The 18,393-nt window shown below is 57.3% G+C and carries 16 protein-coding genes; 7 read left to right on the forward strand and 9 right to left on the reverse strand.

Translation table 11 applies throughout. The annotated features are described in order from the left end of the window. Positions 1 to 62: 62 nt before the first annotated feature. Positions 63 to 554 carry a hypothetical protein gene (locus tag OQH67_RS01285; protein WP_215437734.1) on the reverse strand — a complete coding sequence of 164 codons (492 nt, stop codon included), beginning with the start codon at positions 552 to 554 and terminating at the stop codon, positions 63 to 65. Between the two features lie 137 nt (positions 555 to 691). Between OQH67_RS01285 and OQH67_RS01290 the strand changes: the two genes are divergently transcribed. After that, positions 692 to 1,123 (forward strand): DUF4339 domain-containing protein, encoded by a 432-nt coding sequence (locus OQH67_RS01290; protein ID WP_215437732.1) that lies wholly within the window; start codon positions 692 to 694, stop codon positions 1,121 to 1,123. Between the two features lie 468 nt (positions 1,124 to 1,591). On the opposite strand, the gene fabD is transcribed toward OQH67_RS01290, so the two are convergent. The 5 genes from fabD to OQH67_RS01315 all read right to left on the reverse strand — a co-directional run bounded on the left by fabD (position 1,592) and on the right by OQH67_RS01315 (position 6,711). Further along, positions 1,592 to 2,518: an ACP S-malonyltransferase gene (fabD, locus tag OQH67_RS01295; RefSeq protein WP_215437730.1), complete on the reverse strand. Its 927-nt coding sequence runs from the start codon at positions 2,516 to 2,518 to the stop codon at positions 1,592 to 1,594. Between the two features lie 90 nt (positions 2,519 to 2,608). Next, positions 2,609 to 4,222, reverse strand: a complete 1,614-nt coding sequence (locus OQH67_RS01300; protein WP_265145581.1) for a hypothetical protein — start codon at positions 4,220 to 4,222, stop codon at positions 2,609 to 2,611. A 511-nt stretch (positions 4,223 to 4,733) separates the two neighbouring features. Next, entirely contained in the window at positions 4,734 to 4,952 is a 219-nt protein-coding gene (locus tag OQH67_RS01305; protein ID WP_265145582.1) for a hypothetical protein, read from the reverse strand. Positions 4,953 to 5,139: 187 nt separating this feature from the next. Further along, positions 5,140 to 5,550 carry a 50S ribosomal protein L17 gene (rplQ, locus tag OQH67_RS01310; protein ID WP_067571420.1) on the reverse strand — a complete coding sequence of 137 codons (411 nt, stop codon included), beginning with the start codon at positions 5,548 to 5,550 and terminating at the stop codon, positions 5,140 to 5,142. 36 nt (positions 5,551 to 5,586) lie between these two features. Further along, positions 5,587 to 6,711 carry a DNA-directed RNA polymerase subunit alpha gene (locus OQH67_RS01315; protein WP_067571418.1) on the reverse strand — a complete coding sequence of 375 codons (1,125 nt, stop codon included), beginning with the start codon at positions 6,709 to 6,711 and terminating at the stop codon, positions 5,587 to 5,589. Between the two features lie 212 nt (positions 6,712 to 6,923). Here OQH67_RS01315 and OQH67_RS01320 point away from each other — a divergent pair, with 212 nt between their 5' ends. The 3 genes from OQH67_RS01320 (at position 6,924) to OQH67_RS01330 (ending at position 10,493) form a co-directional block, all read left to right on the forward strand. Then, positions 6,924 to 8,048: an LOG family protein gene (locus OQH67_RS01320; protein WP_215435421.1), complete on the forward strand. Its 1,125-nt coding sequence runs from the start codon at positions 6,924 to 6,926 to the stop codon at positions 8,046 to 8,048. Further along, on the forward strand, positions 8,041 to 9,156 hold the full coding sequence (locus OQH67_RS01325; protein ID WP_215435420.1) for a prepilin peptidase: 1,116 nt from the start codon (positions 8,041 to 8,043) through the stop codon (positions 9,154 to 9,156). The genes OQH67_RS01320 and OQH67_RS01325 overlap by 8 nt, the downstream gene beginning before the upstream one ends. Positions 9,157 to 9,440: 284 nt before the next feature. Beyond that, the gene (locus OQH67_RS01330) at positions 9,441 to 10,493 is read left to right on the forward strand and encodes an EF-hand domain-containing protein (protein ID WP_215435419.1); all 1,053 of its coding nucleotides are present in this window, start codon (positions 9,441 to 9,443) and stop codon (positions 10,491 to 10,493) included. Between the two features lie 294 nt (positions 10,494 to 10,787). Here the strand turns inward: OQH67_RS01330 and secD are convergent, their stop codons facing one another. The 3 genes from secD to OQH67_RS01345 all read right to left on the reverse strand — a co-directional run bounded on the left by secD (position 10,788) and on the right by OQH67_RS01345 (position 15,243). Beyond that, the gene (gene secD / locus OQH67_RS01335; protein ID WP_215435418.1) at positions 10,788 to 13,220 is read right to left on the reverse strand and encodes a protein translocase subunit SecD; all 2,433 of its coding nucleotides are present in this window, start codon (positions 13,218 to 13,220) and stop codon (positions 10,788 to 10,790) included. A 193-nt stretch (positions 13,221 to 13,413) separates the two neighbouring features. Beyond that, on the reverse strand, positions 13,414 to 14,397 hold the full coding sequence (locus OQH67_RS01340; protein WP_215435417.1) for a polysaccharide deacetylase family protein: 984 nt from the start codon (positions 14,395 to 14,397) through the stop codon (positions 13,414 to 13,416). Between the two features lie 117 nt (positions 14,398 to 14,514). Further along, a complete protein-coding gene (locus tag OQH67_RS01345) occupies positions 14,515 to 15,243 on the reverse strand; it encodes an outer membrane lipoprotein-sorting protein (protein WP_215435416.1) in 729 nt (242 codons plus the stop codon). A gap of 140 nt (positions 15,244 to 15,383) precedes the next feature. Here OQH67_RS01345 and OQH67_RS01350 point away from each other — a divergent pair, with 140 nt between their 5' ends. The 3 genes from OQH67_RS01350 (at position 15,384) to OQH67_RS01360 (ending at position 18,277) form a co-directional block, all read left to right on the forward strand. Beyond that, positions 15,384 to 16,076 (forward strand): purine nucleoside phosphorylase YfiH/LACC1 family protein, encoded by a 693-nt coding sequence (locus tag OQH67_RS01350; RefSeq protein WP_215435415.1) that lies wholly within the window; start codon positions 15,384 to 15,386, stop codon positions 16,074 to 16,076. 227 nt (positions 16,077 to 16,303) lie between these two features. After that, a complete protein-coding gene (locus OQH67_RS01355) occupies positions 16,304 to 17,224 on the forward strand; it encodes a phage capsid protein (RefSeq protein ID WP_215435414.1) in 921 nt (306 codons plus the stop codon). Between the two features lie 129 nt (positions 17,225 to 17,353). Then, positions 17,354 to 18,277: a ThuA domain-containing protein gene (locus OQH67_RS01360; protein ID WP_215435413.1), complete on the forward strand. Its 924-nt coding sequence runs from the start codon at positions 17,354 to 17,356 to the stop codon at positions 18,275 to 18,277. Positions 18,278 to 18,393 lie beyond the last annotated feature (116 nt).

Genomic DNA, 18,393 nt, shown 5'->3' on the forward strand with positions numbered 1-18,393 from the left:
GGCACACCTTGACGTTTGGGAATGTGGTCGGGGCCGCTCGCCCCCCTACACCAAACGGGACATCACTCCACCTTTTCCGACGGAAGCACATGAAGATAATTGGGCAATAACAAACAGAATTCGCTTTTCGTCTTCCAGACTGCAATATCCCCGCCATTTTCCGAGCCGACTCCCTCCGCGCTTATATGCAGGATTCCATCAAAACAGGCGGCTTCGTAACACAACTCCTCCTGGGGGCAAATCAGGGAAAAAGAGGCAATCCTGCTCCACCGGCCATCCAACAGCCCCCACATGACACAGCAGACATTCATCTTTTTCCCCGGAACGAAAGGCTTCATATCCGGCAGACCCACCGCATCACACTTCAGGAAGAACATGCGCATGGGAATACCCGCACCCATTACCTGGCTGATTTCCGCCAAAACATGTTCCTGCGTACGCATCTTCACCCATTCGGGCGGAACAGCCTTCCGGTCCCCGCCATCAACCGCCTCAGAAAGGCTACAGACAAGCACTCCCAGAAGCAGGCCGCACAAACAGAAAAACAATTTCATAACAGGATAGTTTTCCGTATCATGCAGAAAATATCCGTTCGGTCAACAGGGACGTTCAAAAATGAAAACTCTTTCCCGCAGGATTTCTCTCGCTCTTGTTTCTTGACGGAATTCCTTTCATGCCTTATGTAGGGAGAATGCCCTCCCAACATTGCCCATTATATCACTATCGCGTCAAGGACAAGGTCGTCGGCCCCGTCAGCCTGGCCGACCTTCATGTTCTGCTCACTTCCAAAAAAATTCCTCCGGACACCATGATCCGGGAAGAACATTGCCAGACATGGATGCCCCTCACGGCGGAATTCCGCCGCCAGGAGCGCCTGGACCGCCCCCGGACGTCGGCCGCCCTGCTGGCCTGCCGTCCTCCGAAAAGCAGTTTCCTGTTCTACGCCATTGCCCTGTTCAGCATGGCCTGCGGTACTGTTCACTCCGTGATGGAGAACTACTTCCAGTACATGGAAGTGGTGTTCCTGCCTTCCATAGCGTTTTTCATGGGCAAAATGCTGGCATACATGCACCTGCTCACCGGGGGAATCAGAAAAATTCCCATAGACACCCCGGACCGCTGAAAACACCGCGGTATTTCCATACCCCACACGTTCTTTTCTGCTGAAACAGAATGCGTTGCATATCCTACCCCGTAGAGCATCACTGAACTGTTACCGGGCCATGGAGAAATAGCGCAACCCGTCCGCATGGATATGTTCCTGGACACGGAAGGACCTGCGGCATTCCGTTTTTCACAGCCATAACCGCAAGGAGGGCTCCCCACGGAGAATACCTCCATCGCCATCCAGCAAAGCCGGATAAAAATCAAGTCCTTTCAGGGGAAGAACGTCCCGTCCTCCATCCGTCTTCTAGTTGATGCGGGCGTCCGGATGTTCCATGCAAACAGTAATAACAGGCCCGGCCTCTCGTCAAAAACCCATTCTCCTGCAACGGCCCTCCCCGTTGCAGGAAATAGGAAGGGAACCTGAAACAGAAAAACCGCCGGAACCTCCAACGGCTCCGGCGGTTTAAAAACAACAATCCGGTCATTACTTGCCCAGTTCCGCAACGGCGGCTTCCAGACTGGGCACGTCTTCAATGGAAATAACAGTGGCATCCTTGCAGATGCGGCCCATCATGCCGGCCAGGGTCTTGCCCGGCCCCAGCTCAATGAAGAGGCGGTGGCCCTGGTCCACAAGCTTCTGCATGGAGGCCGTCCAACGCACGGAACCGCACACCTGGTGTTCCAGCATGCTGCGGATATCGTCGGGACCCTCCACCACGCGCGCTTCATAATTGCAGTACACGGGCATTGACGGAGTACCGAAGGAAACATTCTTGAGCTCTTCCGCCAGCTTCACCATGGCGCTGTGCATCAGGCGGGAGTGATAGGCGCCCGCCACGTTGAGCTTTTTGGCGATCTTGCATCCGGCGCCCTTGGCTCCGGCAATGGCCTTGTCCACGCCTTCTTCCGTACCGGAAACGACGGTCTGGCCGGGACAGTTGAAGTTGGCTACGTCCACATCGCATTCCTGCGCCAGCTTGATGACGTTCTCATCGGAACCGCCGATCATGGCGGCCATGGTGCCCTTGGTGGCGTTGCAGGCTTCCTCCATGAAGGCGCCGCGTTTCTGAACCAGGCGTAGCCCTTCTTCAAAAGAGTAGGTACCGGCGGCGGCATGGGCCGTGAATTCCCCCAGGGAAAGGCCGGCGGCGGCCACGGGATTCAGGGCAGGCAGCAATTCCTTCAGCACGGCGAGGCAGGCCAAACCATGCACGTACAGGGCGGGCTGGCAATTGCAGGTGCGGGTGAGTTCTTCGCCGGGGCCTTCAAACATGACGGAGGAGAGAGATTCCCCCAGAGCCTTGTCGGCCTGCTCAATCAGGGCTTTGGCGGTAGGATACTTGTCATACAAATCTTTGCCCATGCCCACTTTCTGGGCACCCTGTCCGGAAAACAATAATACTGCGTCCATAGTTGAGGTGGCAGTATACCGCCCGTCCCGAAAAGAAGCAAGAGCGATCAAAAAAGCCTTATCCGCTACAGGATCCCGGCCATGCGCCATTCACGCATCCGGAACAGTTTTCAGCTTCCAAACCATATGTCTTTCCGTCTCTTCCGCCAAAACAGCCTGTACATCAACGGCATATTTCTTACTTATGTATTGCAGCACATGCGGCATGGGAAATAGTTTGGACTCACGCTTTTCCGTAAGATAATAGACGGAAGGATCATGCAACAACGCAAACCAACACCCCTTCTCAAACCGTTCCAGCATGAACTGTTCATAAACCGGTAAATAAACCAACCATGAAATGGGAGAAAGACTGTTATTAAAACTAAACACCTCTTTCGTATGTAAAAAGGGATTCCTTGGATACAAGCACGGAATATCGTTGGAAATATAAAACCGATCCTTTTTAGACAGGAGTTGGTGATATTCTCCCGCACTTGTTTCCAAATTCAAATACCGGTTCCACCTTTGCGCAAGAAACCAACCTGCCACTGTTTCCAAAACCAGCAGGCCGGTCAAAATCCACAACCACTTTTTACGTGAGTGCAACGCAGGGATAAAAGAACACTTCTCCGGAGAAATAATCAAAAAAACAAATGCCGTCAGATATGTTCCATAAAGTACACGCCCGGCAACCCTTCCTATGTAAACATATAACAAAAGAAGCAATACCAGGGGAAGCAGAGAACTCCATACATTTGATTTCCGTGTGGTCAACAGCATCACGCCCAATGCCATAATGACGGGAACGGCCCATTTGCTGATCAGTAGCAGCTTGACAGCAGCCGATGCTTTTATTCCATGAATCGCATGATTGCCTTCCTGATGAAGCCGGGCCATTTTTTCCAGTCTCACCTCGGCAGGAACTGAGTGAAGAAACCACATATTGGCTTTCATTAACCGGATTTCTTCCCCGCTCAAATTTAGCTTTTTCCAATCTTTCTCCATATTGGAAAAATCAGGATAATCCATATAGACGCTTTGCAAATCAATATTCTCATAGGATCGTTTTAACATTCCATTTTCCTGGAGAATCTTATCCTGCAACATGTGCAGACTTCCAAAAGCCAAGGTAACAACAACAAAGACCGTCACCCATTTGCCAATACTCCTCCAAGGGCACTGCCGACGATAACATTTGTATAAAAAACGAATCAGTTGAAACGTTAAAAACGGATATAATATATAAATACTCTTCTCTCTCCACGCCAGCCCCAGCAGGACGAACAAAATACCACATATATAGGACAGCCAAGCTCTTTGAGAGAAAGGAAAAACCAAACACGTCACGCCTGCCAGAAGAAGCGTTAATGCCAGCTGAGTATACTGCATGTAAAGATAAGCATCACAGGCAAAAAACAGACTTCCTCCGCCTGCAATAGCATACAGCAATGTGGCGTTTGATGGAGAATTGTTTCCATAAGAGTTGATGGCCCGGAACATCCCTCCGCAGATCATGATCCAAGACACATACGTCATCCCGTAGGCAAAGAGGGAATACCATGCAATTCCGGGTAATTTCTCCCAAACCCATCCCAATGCGAAGGACAGACAGGGATGAAGCTGCCCCGTATACCACCAGCCTGAAAAATCATTGGCTATCAGCCATTCAATAATCACATCATCACAAACTCCATACCCTATGGGCAATAAAACCACGGCCAAAAGCAATAACAGTCCATGTAAGACGGAAGCTGCCAGCCAGGGTGATTTCTTATGACAAATGGAACGAATTGGCAATTTACCGCCATGCAGACAATTAACCGTATTACTAATCCGGAGTCAAGGGTTGACTCTTCAGGAGGCATTCATTCTAAAGGGAAAGAACCTGTAGGAAAACAAGCCTTTTCATTGGCAGGGATGTTCTACCGGGAAACATAAAATTCCTACATTCCGTCAGTAATGGTTTCTGGAAAGAGATGAAAGAGATATTCCATCTTCTCCACTATCTTGTTTCCATATAAAATTTCCCATCAAGGCATCACAAACGGATAATGAATTCGACCGCGCATGCCCCTTTTTCCAGCCGTAGCGCCCATGGGTTTTCCCGGTAGCATGGGAATGAGTACCCACATGGGAAGAGCTCCCGGGTACTCTTGAACAATGTTCGTAGAAACTAAACCGGAAAAATACCCCATCATTGGGAACCCAGTCCATTGCTCCGACATTCCTCCCTTCAAGACGGGAAAATGCACGGGGCGGTTTCCCTCTCTTCCCTCTCTTCCCTCTCTTCCCTCTCTTCCCTCTCTTCCCTCTCTTCCCTCTCTTCCCTCTCTTCCCTCTCTTCCCTCTCTTTTCCCTTCACGGCAACTCCCGCCATCCCGGAAACGGTGCCAACTTTATCAACCGGGCCAAAGTCCAGGAAAAGAGCAGAAACGGCGGGATAATAAGCCACACACAAAGTCAGAGCCAAAGCCCGCACCTGCATGGAATTCCCCTATTCCGGAATGGATCACGGAAGCAAACACTCCTTCCCAAGAAAGCGCTTCCCCCCGCAAATGGAAGTTTGCGGGGGGAAGAATCACCAGGATATCAAATCCCGGATATGACGCTTTTTAAAACGAGGAACAAGAAAACTACCTTCAGGCAGTGGCTTCCGTCGTTGCGGGAGCTTCTTCCGTTTCAGCCGTTTCGCGGGGCAGATCGATGATTTCGATCATGGCCACGAGGGCGGAGTCGGTCATGCGCTGACCAAGCTTGATGATGCGGGTATAACCGCCCTTGCGTTCCGCGCAGAGGGGGGCGATTTCATCAAACAGGCGCTTGACGGCCGTCGTGTTGTGAATGGTGGCGATGGCCTGGCGACGGGAATGCACGTCACCGCGCTTGGCAAGCGTGATGAGCTTTTCCACATAGGGGCGCAGAGCCTTGGCCTTGGCCAGGGTGGTGGTGATCCGCCCATTGAGGATGAGGCTGCATGCCTGGTTGGCGAGCAAAGCCCTGCGATGGGAGGCATTGCGCTGAAGCTTGGAGGTTTTTACACCGTGTCTCATGATGATATTTTTCTATGTGTGTTGGTTTTGTGAGATTTAGTCGTCGTCGTCTTCGATGTTGGCGGCAATCAGGTCCGCCAGGCCCACGGGGCTTTCCTCTTCCAGGCCCAGGCGCGGCTTGGCCTGCGGCACGGGGCCGGTCAGCAGGGAGGGGTCCACCTGAACGCCCAGGGAAAGACCCAGTTCCAGCAGCTTGTCCTTGATCTCGTTGAGGGACTTCTTGCCGAAGTTGCGGTACTTGAGCATTTCGCTTTCGCTCTTCATGGCAAGCTGTCCAACCGTGGTGATGTTGGCGTTGTTGAGGCAGTTGGCGGCGCGTACGGAAAGCTCGATTTCGTTGACGCTCATGTTGAGCAGCTTGCGCAGGCGGGCCGTTTCCTCGTCCTGGACGGCGGAGGGAGCCTCCTCGAAGTTGACCTGGTTGTCGTCGTAGTTGACGAACACGTCCAGATGGTGGCGCAGAATGGCGGAGGCCTGGAGCATGGCGTCAGCCGGGCTGATGCGGCCGTCCGTCCAGACTTCAAGGGTCAGCTTGTCGTAGTCGGTCATCTGGCCTACGCGGGTATTCTGCACGGAATACTTCACACGGGTGACCGGGGAGAAAATGGAGTCAATCGGAATCACGCCGATGGGCATGTCCGGCACCTTGTTTTCGTCGCCGGTGGCAAAGCCGCGGCCGACGCGCACCTGGAATTCGCATTCAAACATGGTGTCCTGGTCCAGGGTGCAGATGATCTGGTCGGGGTTGACGACCTGGTAAGTGGTATCGTCGGCAATATCGGCGGCGGTCACGACGCCCTGCTTGTGCACGCGCAGGGAAAGCAGGCGCGGTTCCTTGCCATGGTGCTTGAACTTGACCTTTTTCAGGTTCAGCACGATTTCCGTGACATCTTCCACCACCCCGGGAAGGGAGGAGAATTCATGCTGGGCGCCGGCGATGCGGACGGAGGTGATGGCAGCCCCTTCAAGGGAGCCCAGAAGAACGCGGCGCAAGGAGTTGCCAAGCGTGTGTCCGTAACCGTTTTCAAACGGTTCCGCCACAAAGGTCAGATGGTTCGGATCGTTCGGATCCTCAATCTTTTCCAGGCGGCTAGGGACTTCAAAGCGGGCCAGCGTGGTAACGGCCGTTTCTTCTGCAGTAGTGGTTTCGTTTTCCGACATAATATAATGTAATGTACCGGGTTTCCCCTCAACACGAACACGGCGGGGCGACCCGCCTGAAGGACCAACGGCATGTTTTGGGAACGCTCGTGCGGGGAGCAATTTAACGATCTGCTTCCAACAATCAACTCTTTTCACGCATGCCGGCAATTTTTCTGTGACTTACCGCGTGTCATCTGGCATAGTGACGGGGCAAACGCACACACAAACCAATGAAGCATCCTGATTTTCTGGACAACAGGGATTTCACGGGGGAAGACAAGAAGCGCCCCTCCACCCTGCACATGGACACCAGCTACAAAGCCCTGGAAGGGGACGTAAAAAGACTTTCGGAAGCCGCCTCCACCCGGCATGACCCCCGCTATTTGCAGGAATATATCAAAACGGGCATCAACATGGCGCAGTCGGACGCTTCCGACCACGATTTCACCGTCCTGATCCGCGCCGGGCGGGAGATGTACCGCGCCAACTGCGTGTTCGCGCCGTACCGCCACATCCGCAAGGTATCCATCTTCGGTTCCGCGCGCATCCGGCACGATGAGCCGGCCTATGAAACGGCGCGGGAATTCGCCCGGGAAGCCAACGAACACGGCTACATGGTCATCACGGGCGGCGGTCCCGGCATCATGCAGGCGGCCAATGAAGGGGCCGGGGAGGAACGCTCCTTCGGCCTGAACATCACGCTGCCCTATGAACAGACCTCCAACCATGTGGTGGCCAACAGCAACAAGCTGATCAACTTTTACTACTTCTTCGTCAGAAAGCTGAACTTCGTGGCGGAAAGCGACGCCATGGTAGCGTTCCCCGGCGGCTTCGGCACCATGGACGAAGTGTTTGAGACCCTCACGCTGATCCAGACCGGGAAAGCCACCATTTACCCCATCGTCCTGCTGGACTCCCCCGGCAAGACCTTCTGGCTGAACTGGCTGGCCTTCATCCGCGTGGAGCTGGTGGACTCGGGACTGATTTCGGAAGACGACCTGCACCTGATCCACGTCACCAAGAATCCGGCGGAAGCCATCGACCACATCGACCGGTTCTACCGCATTTTCCATTCCTACCGCTTTATCGGGGACACGATCGCCATCCGCCTGAACACCCTCATTCCGGCCCAGTGGGTGGAACATCTGGAACGGGACTTTGCGGACCTGATCCTGCCCGGAGGCCGCATGGTCCAGACCGGCCCCCTGCCGGATGAAGCGGACGAACCCCATCTGGACAAACTGCCGCGCATTGCCTTCCCCGTCCGGCGCGGCAATTACGGCAGGCTGCGCCTGCTGATCGACCGCATCAACGAGGCCCCCAGCAGGACCTACACCCCCGCCCCCCATGCCTGAACTGTTTCCGGCATGGCTCATTCCCCTGGTCTTCGGGATGGTCGGGGCCTGCATAGGTTCCTTCCTGAACGTGGTCATTTACCGCGTTCCGCTGGGCATTTCCATCAATGATCCGGCGCGCTCCTTCTGCCCGGAATGTGATGAACCCATTCCCTGGTACCTGAACATTCCGGTCTTCAGCTGGCTGTTCCTGAGGGGGAAATCCGCATGCTGCCGGACACCCATCAGCTTCCGCTACTGGCTGGTGGAACTGCTGACGGCGCTGATCTTCGCGGCCATGGCCTGGAAATACGCGGACGCGTCCCTGGGCGCCGCCGTCCTGCTCTGCGTGTGGAGCGCCCTGGCCATCGTCATCATCTTCATTGACGCGGAACATCTCATCGTTTACCGCTCCCAGGCGCTGGCCGCCGCCGCCGCGGGCGTGGGAGCCTGCTGCTTCTTCCCCTTCCTGCTGCCGGACAAGGAGATCATGACCTGGACGGACGCCTTCCAGGGAGCCGTTCTGGGCGGGGCCGCAGGCTATGCCATCATCAGGCTGGTCATTGAACTGGGCAAGCTGCTCTTCGGTTCATGGAAGGAGCATTTCGACACCCCCGCCGCATGGAGCCTGAAAGAACCGGAATCCGACCGGGAGGAATTGCAGCTGGTGATCAACGGCCAGCTCCACGACTGGTCCATGCTTTTCCACCGGACCGCGGACAGGGCCGTGCTCTCCGGTGGCTCCGCCGTTATTGACGGAGAGGAGCAGCCCCCTGGCGACGTTACCCTGTACCGGGACAGGATAGAACTGGAAAACGGGGATGTTTTTCCGCTGGAAGACGTGGAAAGCGTGGAAGGAACCCTCACGGACATTCACGCAAGGCGGGAGGCCATGGGCTCCGGAGACGCCTGGATATTGATGATGGCCGGCTGCGTGGGAGGCTGGCAGGGGGCCGTATTCTGCCTTTTCATCGGCTCTCTGCTGGGGATTGCCCAGGCGGTCGTCTCCCGCATGGGCTTCGGTAAAAATCTCCCCTTCGGCCCAGCCCTGCTTAGCGCCGCCTTTATCTGGCTTCTGGGGGGCGACCGGTGGTGGTTCCTGTACATCAGGTTCATTTCCGGAGAATAAATTTTCCCCTCATGACACATTCAGGACCGCGCCCGCAGCCGGCGCGGTCTTTTTTTGCCGTTTTTCTTTTACAGCCAGTCATTTTTCATACCCATTCCCCGACTGGCGCACGGTGTCCGTCACACCGGGTTTCCGTCGTCGTCCGCGGAACATCCATATTTTTATTTTGAAACCAAATCCGGGCTCGGGTGTTCATCATAACAAAGGGAGGTATTTCCGAACCGCCGCAAGATGTGCGGAAAGGACGCCCTCTCCAAACGCATTAACCTCACCACTCAAAAATTATGACCAAACAAATGATATTAGCTGCGGCCTTCGCCGCATGTTCGGCATTCGCCCAGGATGCGCCCCCGCCCGCACCGGATATGCCCGGAGCTCCGGACGGCCAGCCGGCCCCGGAAATGAGGCAGGGCCCGCGCCACAGGGGCGACGGCCCCCGCCGCCAGGGTCCCCGCTCCGACCAGAGGGAACTTCAGCTCAGACAAATCAACCCCGGCATGATGATCATCGGGGAAGAACTTGTCATGGCCAAGTATGACACCGACAAGGACGGGAAGCTCTCCGATGAGGAAATAGCCGTTCTGCAGGCCGATCTGCAAAAGGCCCAGGAAGCCAAGAAAGCCGCCATCCTGAAGAAATTTGACAAGGATGGCGACGGCAAGCTCTCCGCAGAGGAAAGAAAAGCCATGCGGGAGGAATGGGCCAAGGATAATCCGGAAGCCGCCAAGCGCATGGAGGAAATGAAGGCCCGTCAGGAAGCCCGTAAAGCGGAAATGCTGAAGAAGTTCGACAAGGACGGCGACGGCAAGCTTTCCGACGAGGAAAAGAAAGCCATGCGGGAGGAATGGGCCAAGGAACACCCGGAAGCCGCCAAACGCATGGGAGACATGAAGGACCGCGGCCCCAGAGGCCCCAGAGGTCCTGAAGCCGGCGACCGCGGACGCGGTCCCCGCGGCCCGATGGCGGACGGCCCGCGCCGCCAGGGTGGCCCCCGCTCGGAAGCTCCCCGTCCCCCCAGGGGTCCGGAAGGACGCCAGGGAGGTGAAGGACGCCGCGGCGACGGTGACCGCGGACCCCGCGGCAACCGCCCGGACGGTCCCCGTCCCCAGCTTGATCCCAACCGCGCCCCCATCATGATGGCCGGCTGGATGCTGATCGAAGAAAAGTACGATGCCGACAAGGACGGCAAGCTGAATGAAGCTGAAATGACGCAGCTCAAGGCTGACGCCGACAAGGCTCTGGAAGCACGCCGCGCCGCACGCAGGGAAGCCAGAAAGGCAGCCCGCGGCAATAACGCGCCTCCGCCCGCACCGGCCCCGGCTGAAGAAGGCGAATAAATCTACCCGCACAGCAAAAGAGAGAAAACAGAGATACGGCCCCGTCTGCCTCACGGCAGGCGGGGTTTCTTTTAGCCGAAAAAACACGGGGAAACGCCCTGCCGCGTGACGTTGAAAAGGAGGGATGCCAGAGCCAGGGAAACTGTCGGAAGAATCCTCCGCCCATTTCCTTCCAGGCTGTCAATCTCTCCCCTGCTGTAGTATGGAAAGCCGGGTCTTCCCTTCCGGGACACTAAAAAGCCGGGGAAGGCACGGCCTTTCCCCGGCTTAAATTCAACCGATCAGAATACCGAATCAGGCTCCGGCCTTCATGGCCTGCTTGACTTCCGCATGCAGCCCATGCTTTTTGGAGAAGAGGAGCGCCGCCGGAGAAGCGATGAAGATGGAGGAATACGTACCGATCAGGATACCGGCGGAAATCGTCCAGGCAAAATCTTCCATGGAAGGGCCGCCAAAGAAGTACAGACAAACCAGTACGGCGAGCGTGGAAAGAGAGGTCAGCAAGGTACGGGAGAGCGTCTGGTTGATGGCCTCGTTCATGATTTGCTCCGCACTGTCGTTCGGGTCCGCATAGCGTATGTATTCGCGGATGCGGTCGAACACGATGATCTTGTCGTTGATGGAATAGCCCGCCACCGTCAGCAGGGCGCCGATGTGGATCACGTTCAATTCCGTGCCGCTGATGATCACCAGGCCCAGCACCAGCAGGACGTCGTGCGTCAGGGCGATCACGGCCCCGATGGCGAAGGTCCATTCAAACCGCACCGTCAGGTAGATCATGATGCCCAGAATACCGAAGAACAGAGCCCACGCGGATGTGATCAACGTGTCGTACCCCATGGACTGGCCGATGGTTTCCTCACTGAACGGCGCGTTGTCCAGCACCGGGAAGGATTTCTTCAGGGCGGAGGTGATTTCCGTCTTGTCCTGGGCGTTGTCGGAAAAGTTGACCAGGATGTTCACTTTGCTGCTGTCCGTGGATTCCGCCACTTCCTGCACGGTAGCCTTCTGGGTCAGGGCCAGCTTGTTGACCACATCTTCCGCCTCCTTGACGGAAACGTCCCCCTTGTTGACCAGGTAGGAGATGGAAGAACCGCCGGTGAAGTCCATGCCCAGGCAGTCCTTGCCCTTCATGGCGCCCACCACGATGCAGATGACCAGCAGAATGGCGGAAATGGAGCAGGACCAGCCGCGCTGGCCCATGAAGTTGATGTTGCTCTTGCGCTTGAAGAGGTTCAGGAACTTGACATCTTTCATGATGCCGATCGTATCCGCCCAGTAGAACAGGACGCGAGTGACGAGAATGGCCCCGATCATGGAAGTGATGACGCCCACCGTCAGGGTAACGGCAAACCCCTTGATGGTGCCCGTGGCCATCCAGTACAGGATGACGGCTGTAATCAGGGAGGTAATGTTGGAGTCGAAAATGGCGGAAAAGGCCTTGTCAAAGGAGTTGCGGATAGCCACGCGGAAGGGGCGGCCCGCTTCCTTTTCTTCCCGGAGGCGTTCGTAAATAAGCACGTTGGCGTCCACCGCTACGCCCAGGGTGAGCACGATACCCGCAATGCCCGGGAGCGTCAGTTCAAAGCCGAAGATGGACATGGCGCCCAACAGAAGCAGGGCGTTGATCGTCAGACCCACAATGGCCACCAGACCGGCAAAGCGGTAGTAGATGATCATCATGATGAAGCACAGGATCAGGCCCGTGATGCCGGCGTATTCCCCCTGAAGCAGGGCTGTATGGCCCAGGGACGCGGAGATTTCACTGGCGGATTCAAAGTTGAGCTTGTTGGTCAGCGGGTTGGAAAGGACCTTCGTCAGGGCTTCCGCCTCGCCGGGGCCGTCCAGACCGTTAATCACGAAGCTTTTGGAAAGAACAGAAACCACGGTGGGGGCGCTCTTGACCACGTCATCCAGAACGACGGCCATGCGGTCACGGTTGAGCTCCATGCGGGAAGTCAGGTTGTACATCTTGTCCGCGCCGTCGTTGCTCAGGGTGACCGCCACTTCCGTGGGTCGGGAGAGGTCCACGCCCGCATGGACAATGTCCCTGCCCGTCAGGGATTCACGTTTCTCCAGGAAAAGCTTTTCCGTAACATCCTCTCCCTTCCCGTTCTTGAACGTGTATTCATACAGCCTGTAGCCGGGAACGCGCACGCGGCCTTCCGCCACCAGTTCATGGTTGCGGGGGTGGACGGGCAGAATCTGGAGCTTGGCCACCTTGGTCAGGATGGACTTGGTTTCCTCGCGCTTGGCGGGATCCGCGGCGGGAATTTGAACTTCAATCAGGTTCAGGTCATCCTTCTTCTTGGGGCGGATGATGACGTCGTTGGCTCCGGTGCTGTTCAGGCGGTCCGTCAGAATGACGCACGCCTGTTCCATAGCCTCGTTGGTCAGTGGAATCGGCTTGCCGTCGTCCCCGATGTTCGGTTCCACGCTCAGCGTGAAGGAGACGCCCCCGGCAATGTCAATACCGTATTTCAGTCCCTGCTGGAAAAGGGAAAAGAGAGAAAAGGACGCGATGCCGATGATGAAGAAGGTCCCGGCATTGCGCTTGACCTTGTCCTGGTCGGAACCCAGGTACCAGAAAAACACGCCCAGCAGAACCAGACCGCCTACGAAAATGAACAGAGGGTTGTTGAAGAGATCGTAAATAAACGCGAGAGGCGGGGACATGCCGCCGGCCGCGGGGAGAGTATCGGCAGATGCCAGGAGATTCATAGACATTTCAATCCGGATTGGGTGTGAGTAATACGGCAAGGGATTTTGGAGAATTTCGCCGGCAGGTCAAGTCTTCTGTGCGTGTACCGCCGGATGATCCGGTTCCGCCCGCCAAATGCCGGAAAGCGCGGCGCCGCCGCAATAAAAAACCCGGTCTCCCTCAGGGGACCGGGTTGAAAAGGGAAGCGGCAGGCAAGCCTTACATGCCGGCCATCGTCTCCACCGGAACGGAAGCCGGAGCGGCAGGAACGGGATTGGGAACGGTCTCCATCCCCGGTGCGACAGGAGAAACGGGAGCGGCAGGAGACAGAGGCTGCACCGGGGAAGCCTGGCGGGAAGCGGCGCGGCCGCGGCGCAGCAGTTCGGAAACGGTCACAAGCTCATACCCGCGGTTTTTCAGCCCCTTCACGATGGCGTCCACAGCCGCTACGGTGGAAGCGTGAATGTCATGCACGAGGATAATGGAGCCGGGTTTGGCCCCGTTCACGGCACGGGCGGCCACCACGGCGGAGCCGGGCTTGCGCCAGTCGTTCGTATCCACGTCCCACATGATGGTGGTAAACCCGAAGCGCTGCCGCGCCCAGGAGGCCACCCCCGCATTCGTATAACCGCCGGGGGGGCGCATGACCACGGGGATCACGCCACAGGCGTTGCGGATGGCTTCATTGGTCCGCTGAAGCTGGTCTTCCGCCTTCTCACGGGATACCTTGCTCAGATAAGCATGGTTCCAGGTGTGGTTCCCCACTTCATGGCCTTCATTGACCATGCGGCGCACCACCTGGGGATGGGCCGTCACATTGCAGCCCTGCATGAAGAAAGTACCTTTTACGTTATTGTTGCGCAGAATATCCAGCACCTTGGGGGTCAGCGTTCCGTGGGGACCGTCGTCAAAAGTGAGGGCAACCACCTTGTCCGGTACGGCCACGCGGTTCACTGTGGCGCCCGGAATGCGCGGAGCCAGGGGAACATCGTTGTAGGACGGGCTCACGGACGGCACGGGAACGGACTTTTCCGGCAGTTTCACCACAGGGCGGTCCGGCTTTTTTCCCGGAGCGGTGACGGGGGCCAGCGCCGTTCCGGCGGAAGCGGAATTTCCGGTCATCAGGCCATCCTGGTCCTGACGGGAGGAACAGGCGGAAAGACCGATAATCACGGCGCATGTAAGGAATAAACGTTTCTTCATAACAGGTTTTTGCACGGTGTACGCTGATCGGGTCTTCTTGTCACGTCCTAAATCATCCATGAATGCGGCATGAACTCCAATAAAGAACGAATGGGAAAAGAGGGCGCAGACGGCCTGTCACGGATTCTCCATGTCAATGTAGCTGACGGAAACCGTCTTCCTGGGATTGGACGGATCGCGCACTTCCACCTTCATCCGTTTGAAGAACCAGGAACCGTCCTTGAGCTTCATCACGGAATCAATCATGAACCTTTTAGCCAGCTCTCCGCGGCCGTCGATGCCGTCCATCTGCCACATGGCCCCGTTTTCCTTGTCAATCCAGACGCGCACCCAGGCGTACTGCCCCACCTTGGGATTGGGATTCGGGATCTGGACAATCCAGCAATCCCTGCCCTTCACCGTACTGGCAGCGTCGTCCCTCACGACCTTGGCGGCAGGCCAGTACAGGTAGCGCATGGAAAGGTCTTCATACGTCACGTCCGTTCCCGCGATGGGCACGGAATACTGGGCCACCGGCAGAACTGCCGCCCGGCCGTTCTTCCAGGAAAGGATTTCCTGGCCGCGGTCCCTGAATTTCAGGTCGAACCTGTTCGCGACTCCGCCCTGCTGGTACTGAAAGGCAATCAAATTGCCGCGCAGGCTCATGGAAAAAGGCACCTTCACGCTGCGCTTGCGGATCTGGCCCTTGACGTCCTTGTTTTCCTGGAGGGTGGCCGCCTGGCGGACCCTTTTCAAAAGTTGCCCGGCGTCCGGAGCCGCCCCCTGCCCCCACGCGGGCGCCAGGGAAAGCACCATGACGGCCATGCCCGTAAAAAAAGCTGAAAGTGAAGAGTATTTTCTCAACATGAATTGCTCATACCATCCTGGAAACGCGGAAAAAAACCTTTTCTCAGTCACCGGAGGCCCTCCGTGACATTTTGCTCCGATTTTGCTCGACTAGGTTATACAAAAAGACAAGATGTGCCCAACGACATTTACCAACCACTATGATGGAAACGCCCGCATTCCTCAAACCCATCCAGTCCTACCCCGGAGAAATCGTCCAGTTTATTGAAAGAATACCGGGGGTGGATGTCACCGGAGACCGCCAGACCGTCCTGGAACGGCTGGAACCGTACCACAAAGCGGAGGTGGAAGCTCTCGGATGGAGGTGGAAGGACCTGCGCCGCGCCGAGCAGGTGCACGGCACCAGGGTAGCGCTGGTGGGAGACATCGGCTCCAACTATCCCGTGGAAGGCGTGGACGGCCTCCTGTGCTCCGGCGTTTCCGACTGCGTGCTCGCCATCTACGTGGCGGACTGCGCCGCCGTCTGGCTGTACGACAAGGAAAACTGCCACCGCGCCCTGATCCACTCCGGCAAGGCGGGAACCGCCGGCAACATCATCTCCAACACGATCAAGTCCATGAAAAAATTCCTGGGCGTCGATCCCGCGAACCTGATCGCCGTCATTTCCCCCTGCATACGGCCTCCGCATTACGAGGAGGACATTCCCACGGCCATCAAGGCCCAGCTTCTCAATGAAGGAGTGCTGGAAGAACAGATCCATGACTCCGGGCTGGATACTGCCGCGGACACCAGGCGCTTCTACTCCTACCGCATGGAGAAGGGGCAGACGGGCCGCATGCTGGCGCTGTTCGGACCGGACCACGCCACGCGCCCCCACCAGATCATCATGTAAACGCAGGGAGCGGAAAACTCCCGCTTCCTTTTTCAGCGCATCACGGTTCCGCCGTGGTGCGCCGTTTTTTTGCATGGGCCATATCCGTTTTCGCAGGATGGGACCGGCCGCGCAATCCCCGCACGGGGACAAGGCCGCGCCCCTCCGCGGCAGGACCGCTCCGCTCATACCGGACACGCCAATCCATGATGCCGCTCCCGCACTCAAACATCATTTCATTTACGAATATGGCAGTAACAATCACAGACAATTATCAGGTCAAGTACACCAAAAAATGGGGCACCCTGCTTCAGCAGCACGCCTCCCGGCTGGACAAATACGTCAGCGTCATGCGCGACTTGAGCGGCAAGGTGGTCTTTCTGGACCAGTTCGGCGTTCTGGACTTCACGGAAAAGACGACCCGCGTAGGCCAGACCGTCCTGAACGAGGCTCCCACCACGCGCCGCTCCATGCGTCCGCGCACCTTTACCAAGGCCATCGGCTACGATGAATTCGACGCCACGCGCCTGGGCGACATGGACCTCCCGGTCAGCAAGACCATTGAGGGCCTCCAGGCCGCCGCGGGACGCCGCATGGACGACGTGATGATCTCCGGCTTCCTGGACACGAACTATGTGGGCGAGGACGGCATGACCGCCGTTCCCTTCAAGGAAAGCCAGCAGATTCCCGTGGACCATGTGGACAGCGGCTCCAAGGCCAGCAGCAACCTCACCGTAGCCAAGCTGCGCGCCGCGCTCCAGCTCTTTGAGGAAAACGAGGCATGGAACCAGGACGCCCCGCAATTCGGCGACCAGCTGGTCATCGCGGTGACCAGCTCCCAAATCATGAGCCTGTTGCGGGAAACGGAGGTCAGCAGTTATGACTTCAACAACGTCAAGGCGCTGGTGGAAGGCAAGATAGACTCCTTCATGGGATTCAAGTTCATCCGCACGCAGCGCCTGCCGAAGGCGGAGAACGGCACCCGCTCCTGTCTGGCCTGGGTCAAGAGCAAGGCCCAGTTCGGCATCTGGAACGACTTCAAGGTAAAGCTTTCCGTGCGCGACGACATGGAAGAGGCGCTCCAGATCCGCGCCAAATTCGCCTGCGGCGCCACGCGTCTCCAGGAAGAAGGCTTCGTCAAAATTCTTTGCGACGAAGGGGTAAACTGATCCACCCCCGCAAGCCGCCTCCGCGGCATTTGCGGACCACGCCCCGGACCTTCCCGAAAGGTCCGGGGCATTTTTTTCCCTGCAGGAAAGCGAATTTGACTTTTGCCGCACGCGGGATAGATTGCCCGGATGAAATGGAAACTTCTTCCCCTGATCATCCTCATGACGGCCCTGACGGCTTTTGCCGCGGCAGGAGGGGAGCAGACGCGCGTGCTGATCGTGGACGGCTTCTCCAACCACGACTGGAAACGCACGACGGCCTGCCTGACCGAACTGCTGGCAAGGCACGGGGGCTATTCCGTGGACGTCAGCACTTTCCCCGCAGGCGCTCCTCAGGAAGAACGCGAAGCATGGAATCCGGAATTCAGGAATTACGACGTAGTAATCCAAAACACGAACGGAGGAACACAGGGCCCCGAATGGGGGGCAACAGCCAAAAAATCTCTGGAGCAGTATCTGAAGGAAGGCGGAGGAATGCTGGCCTTCCACTCCGCCAACAACGCCTTTCCCCAATGGCCGGAATACAACCGCATGATCGGGCTGGGATGGCGGCCCCGGGATTACGGAACCTCCCTGATCGTCACCGATGACGGCGCCGTACTCCGTCTGCCGCCGGGTGAAGGAGGCCCTACCTCCCACGGAGCGCGGATTGACGCGCTGGTAACGCGCCTGGGCAACCACCCCATGCACGCGGGCCTGCCGCGCCAATGGAGGGCGGCGGACATAGAAGTGTACCGATACACGCGCGGCCCCGCCGAACAGGTGCAGGTGCTCTCCTACGCGCGGGAACCCGCCACGGGGCTCAATTTCCCGATCGAATGGACGGTACGGTACGGCAAGGGAAGGGTGTACACCTCCACGCTGGGGCACGTCTGGCCCGGAGACCCCGCTCTTAAAGGCGTGCAGTGCGCCGGATTTCAGACCCTGCTTTTCCGCGCCCTGGACTGGCTGGCCGGAAAGCCGGTGGATGGGACTGTTCCGGCGGACTTCCCGTCCCCGGACAAGACATCCCTGAGAACATCTCCCGCCGTATCACCCGCCCCCGCTTCATGAATCCGGACGCCAGCCGGAACGCCTCCGGACGGGCTCGTTCATTCCGGCCATAAGAACAACAATCCGCCGCACCGTCCGGAAGGGGTTTCCCCTCATTCCCGGCAACGCTTCCGGCA

It is taken from the genome of Akkermansia biwaensis (assembly GCF_026072915.1).
GTDB lineage: Bacteria > Verrucomicrobiota > Verrucomicrobiia > Verrucomicrobiales > Akkermansiaceae > Akkermansia > Akkermansia biwaensis.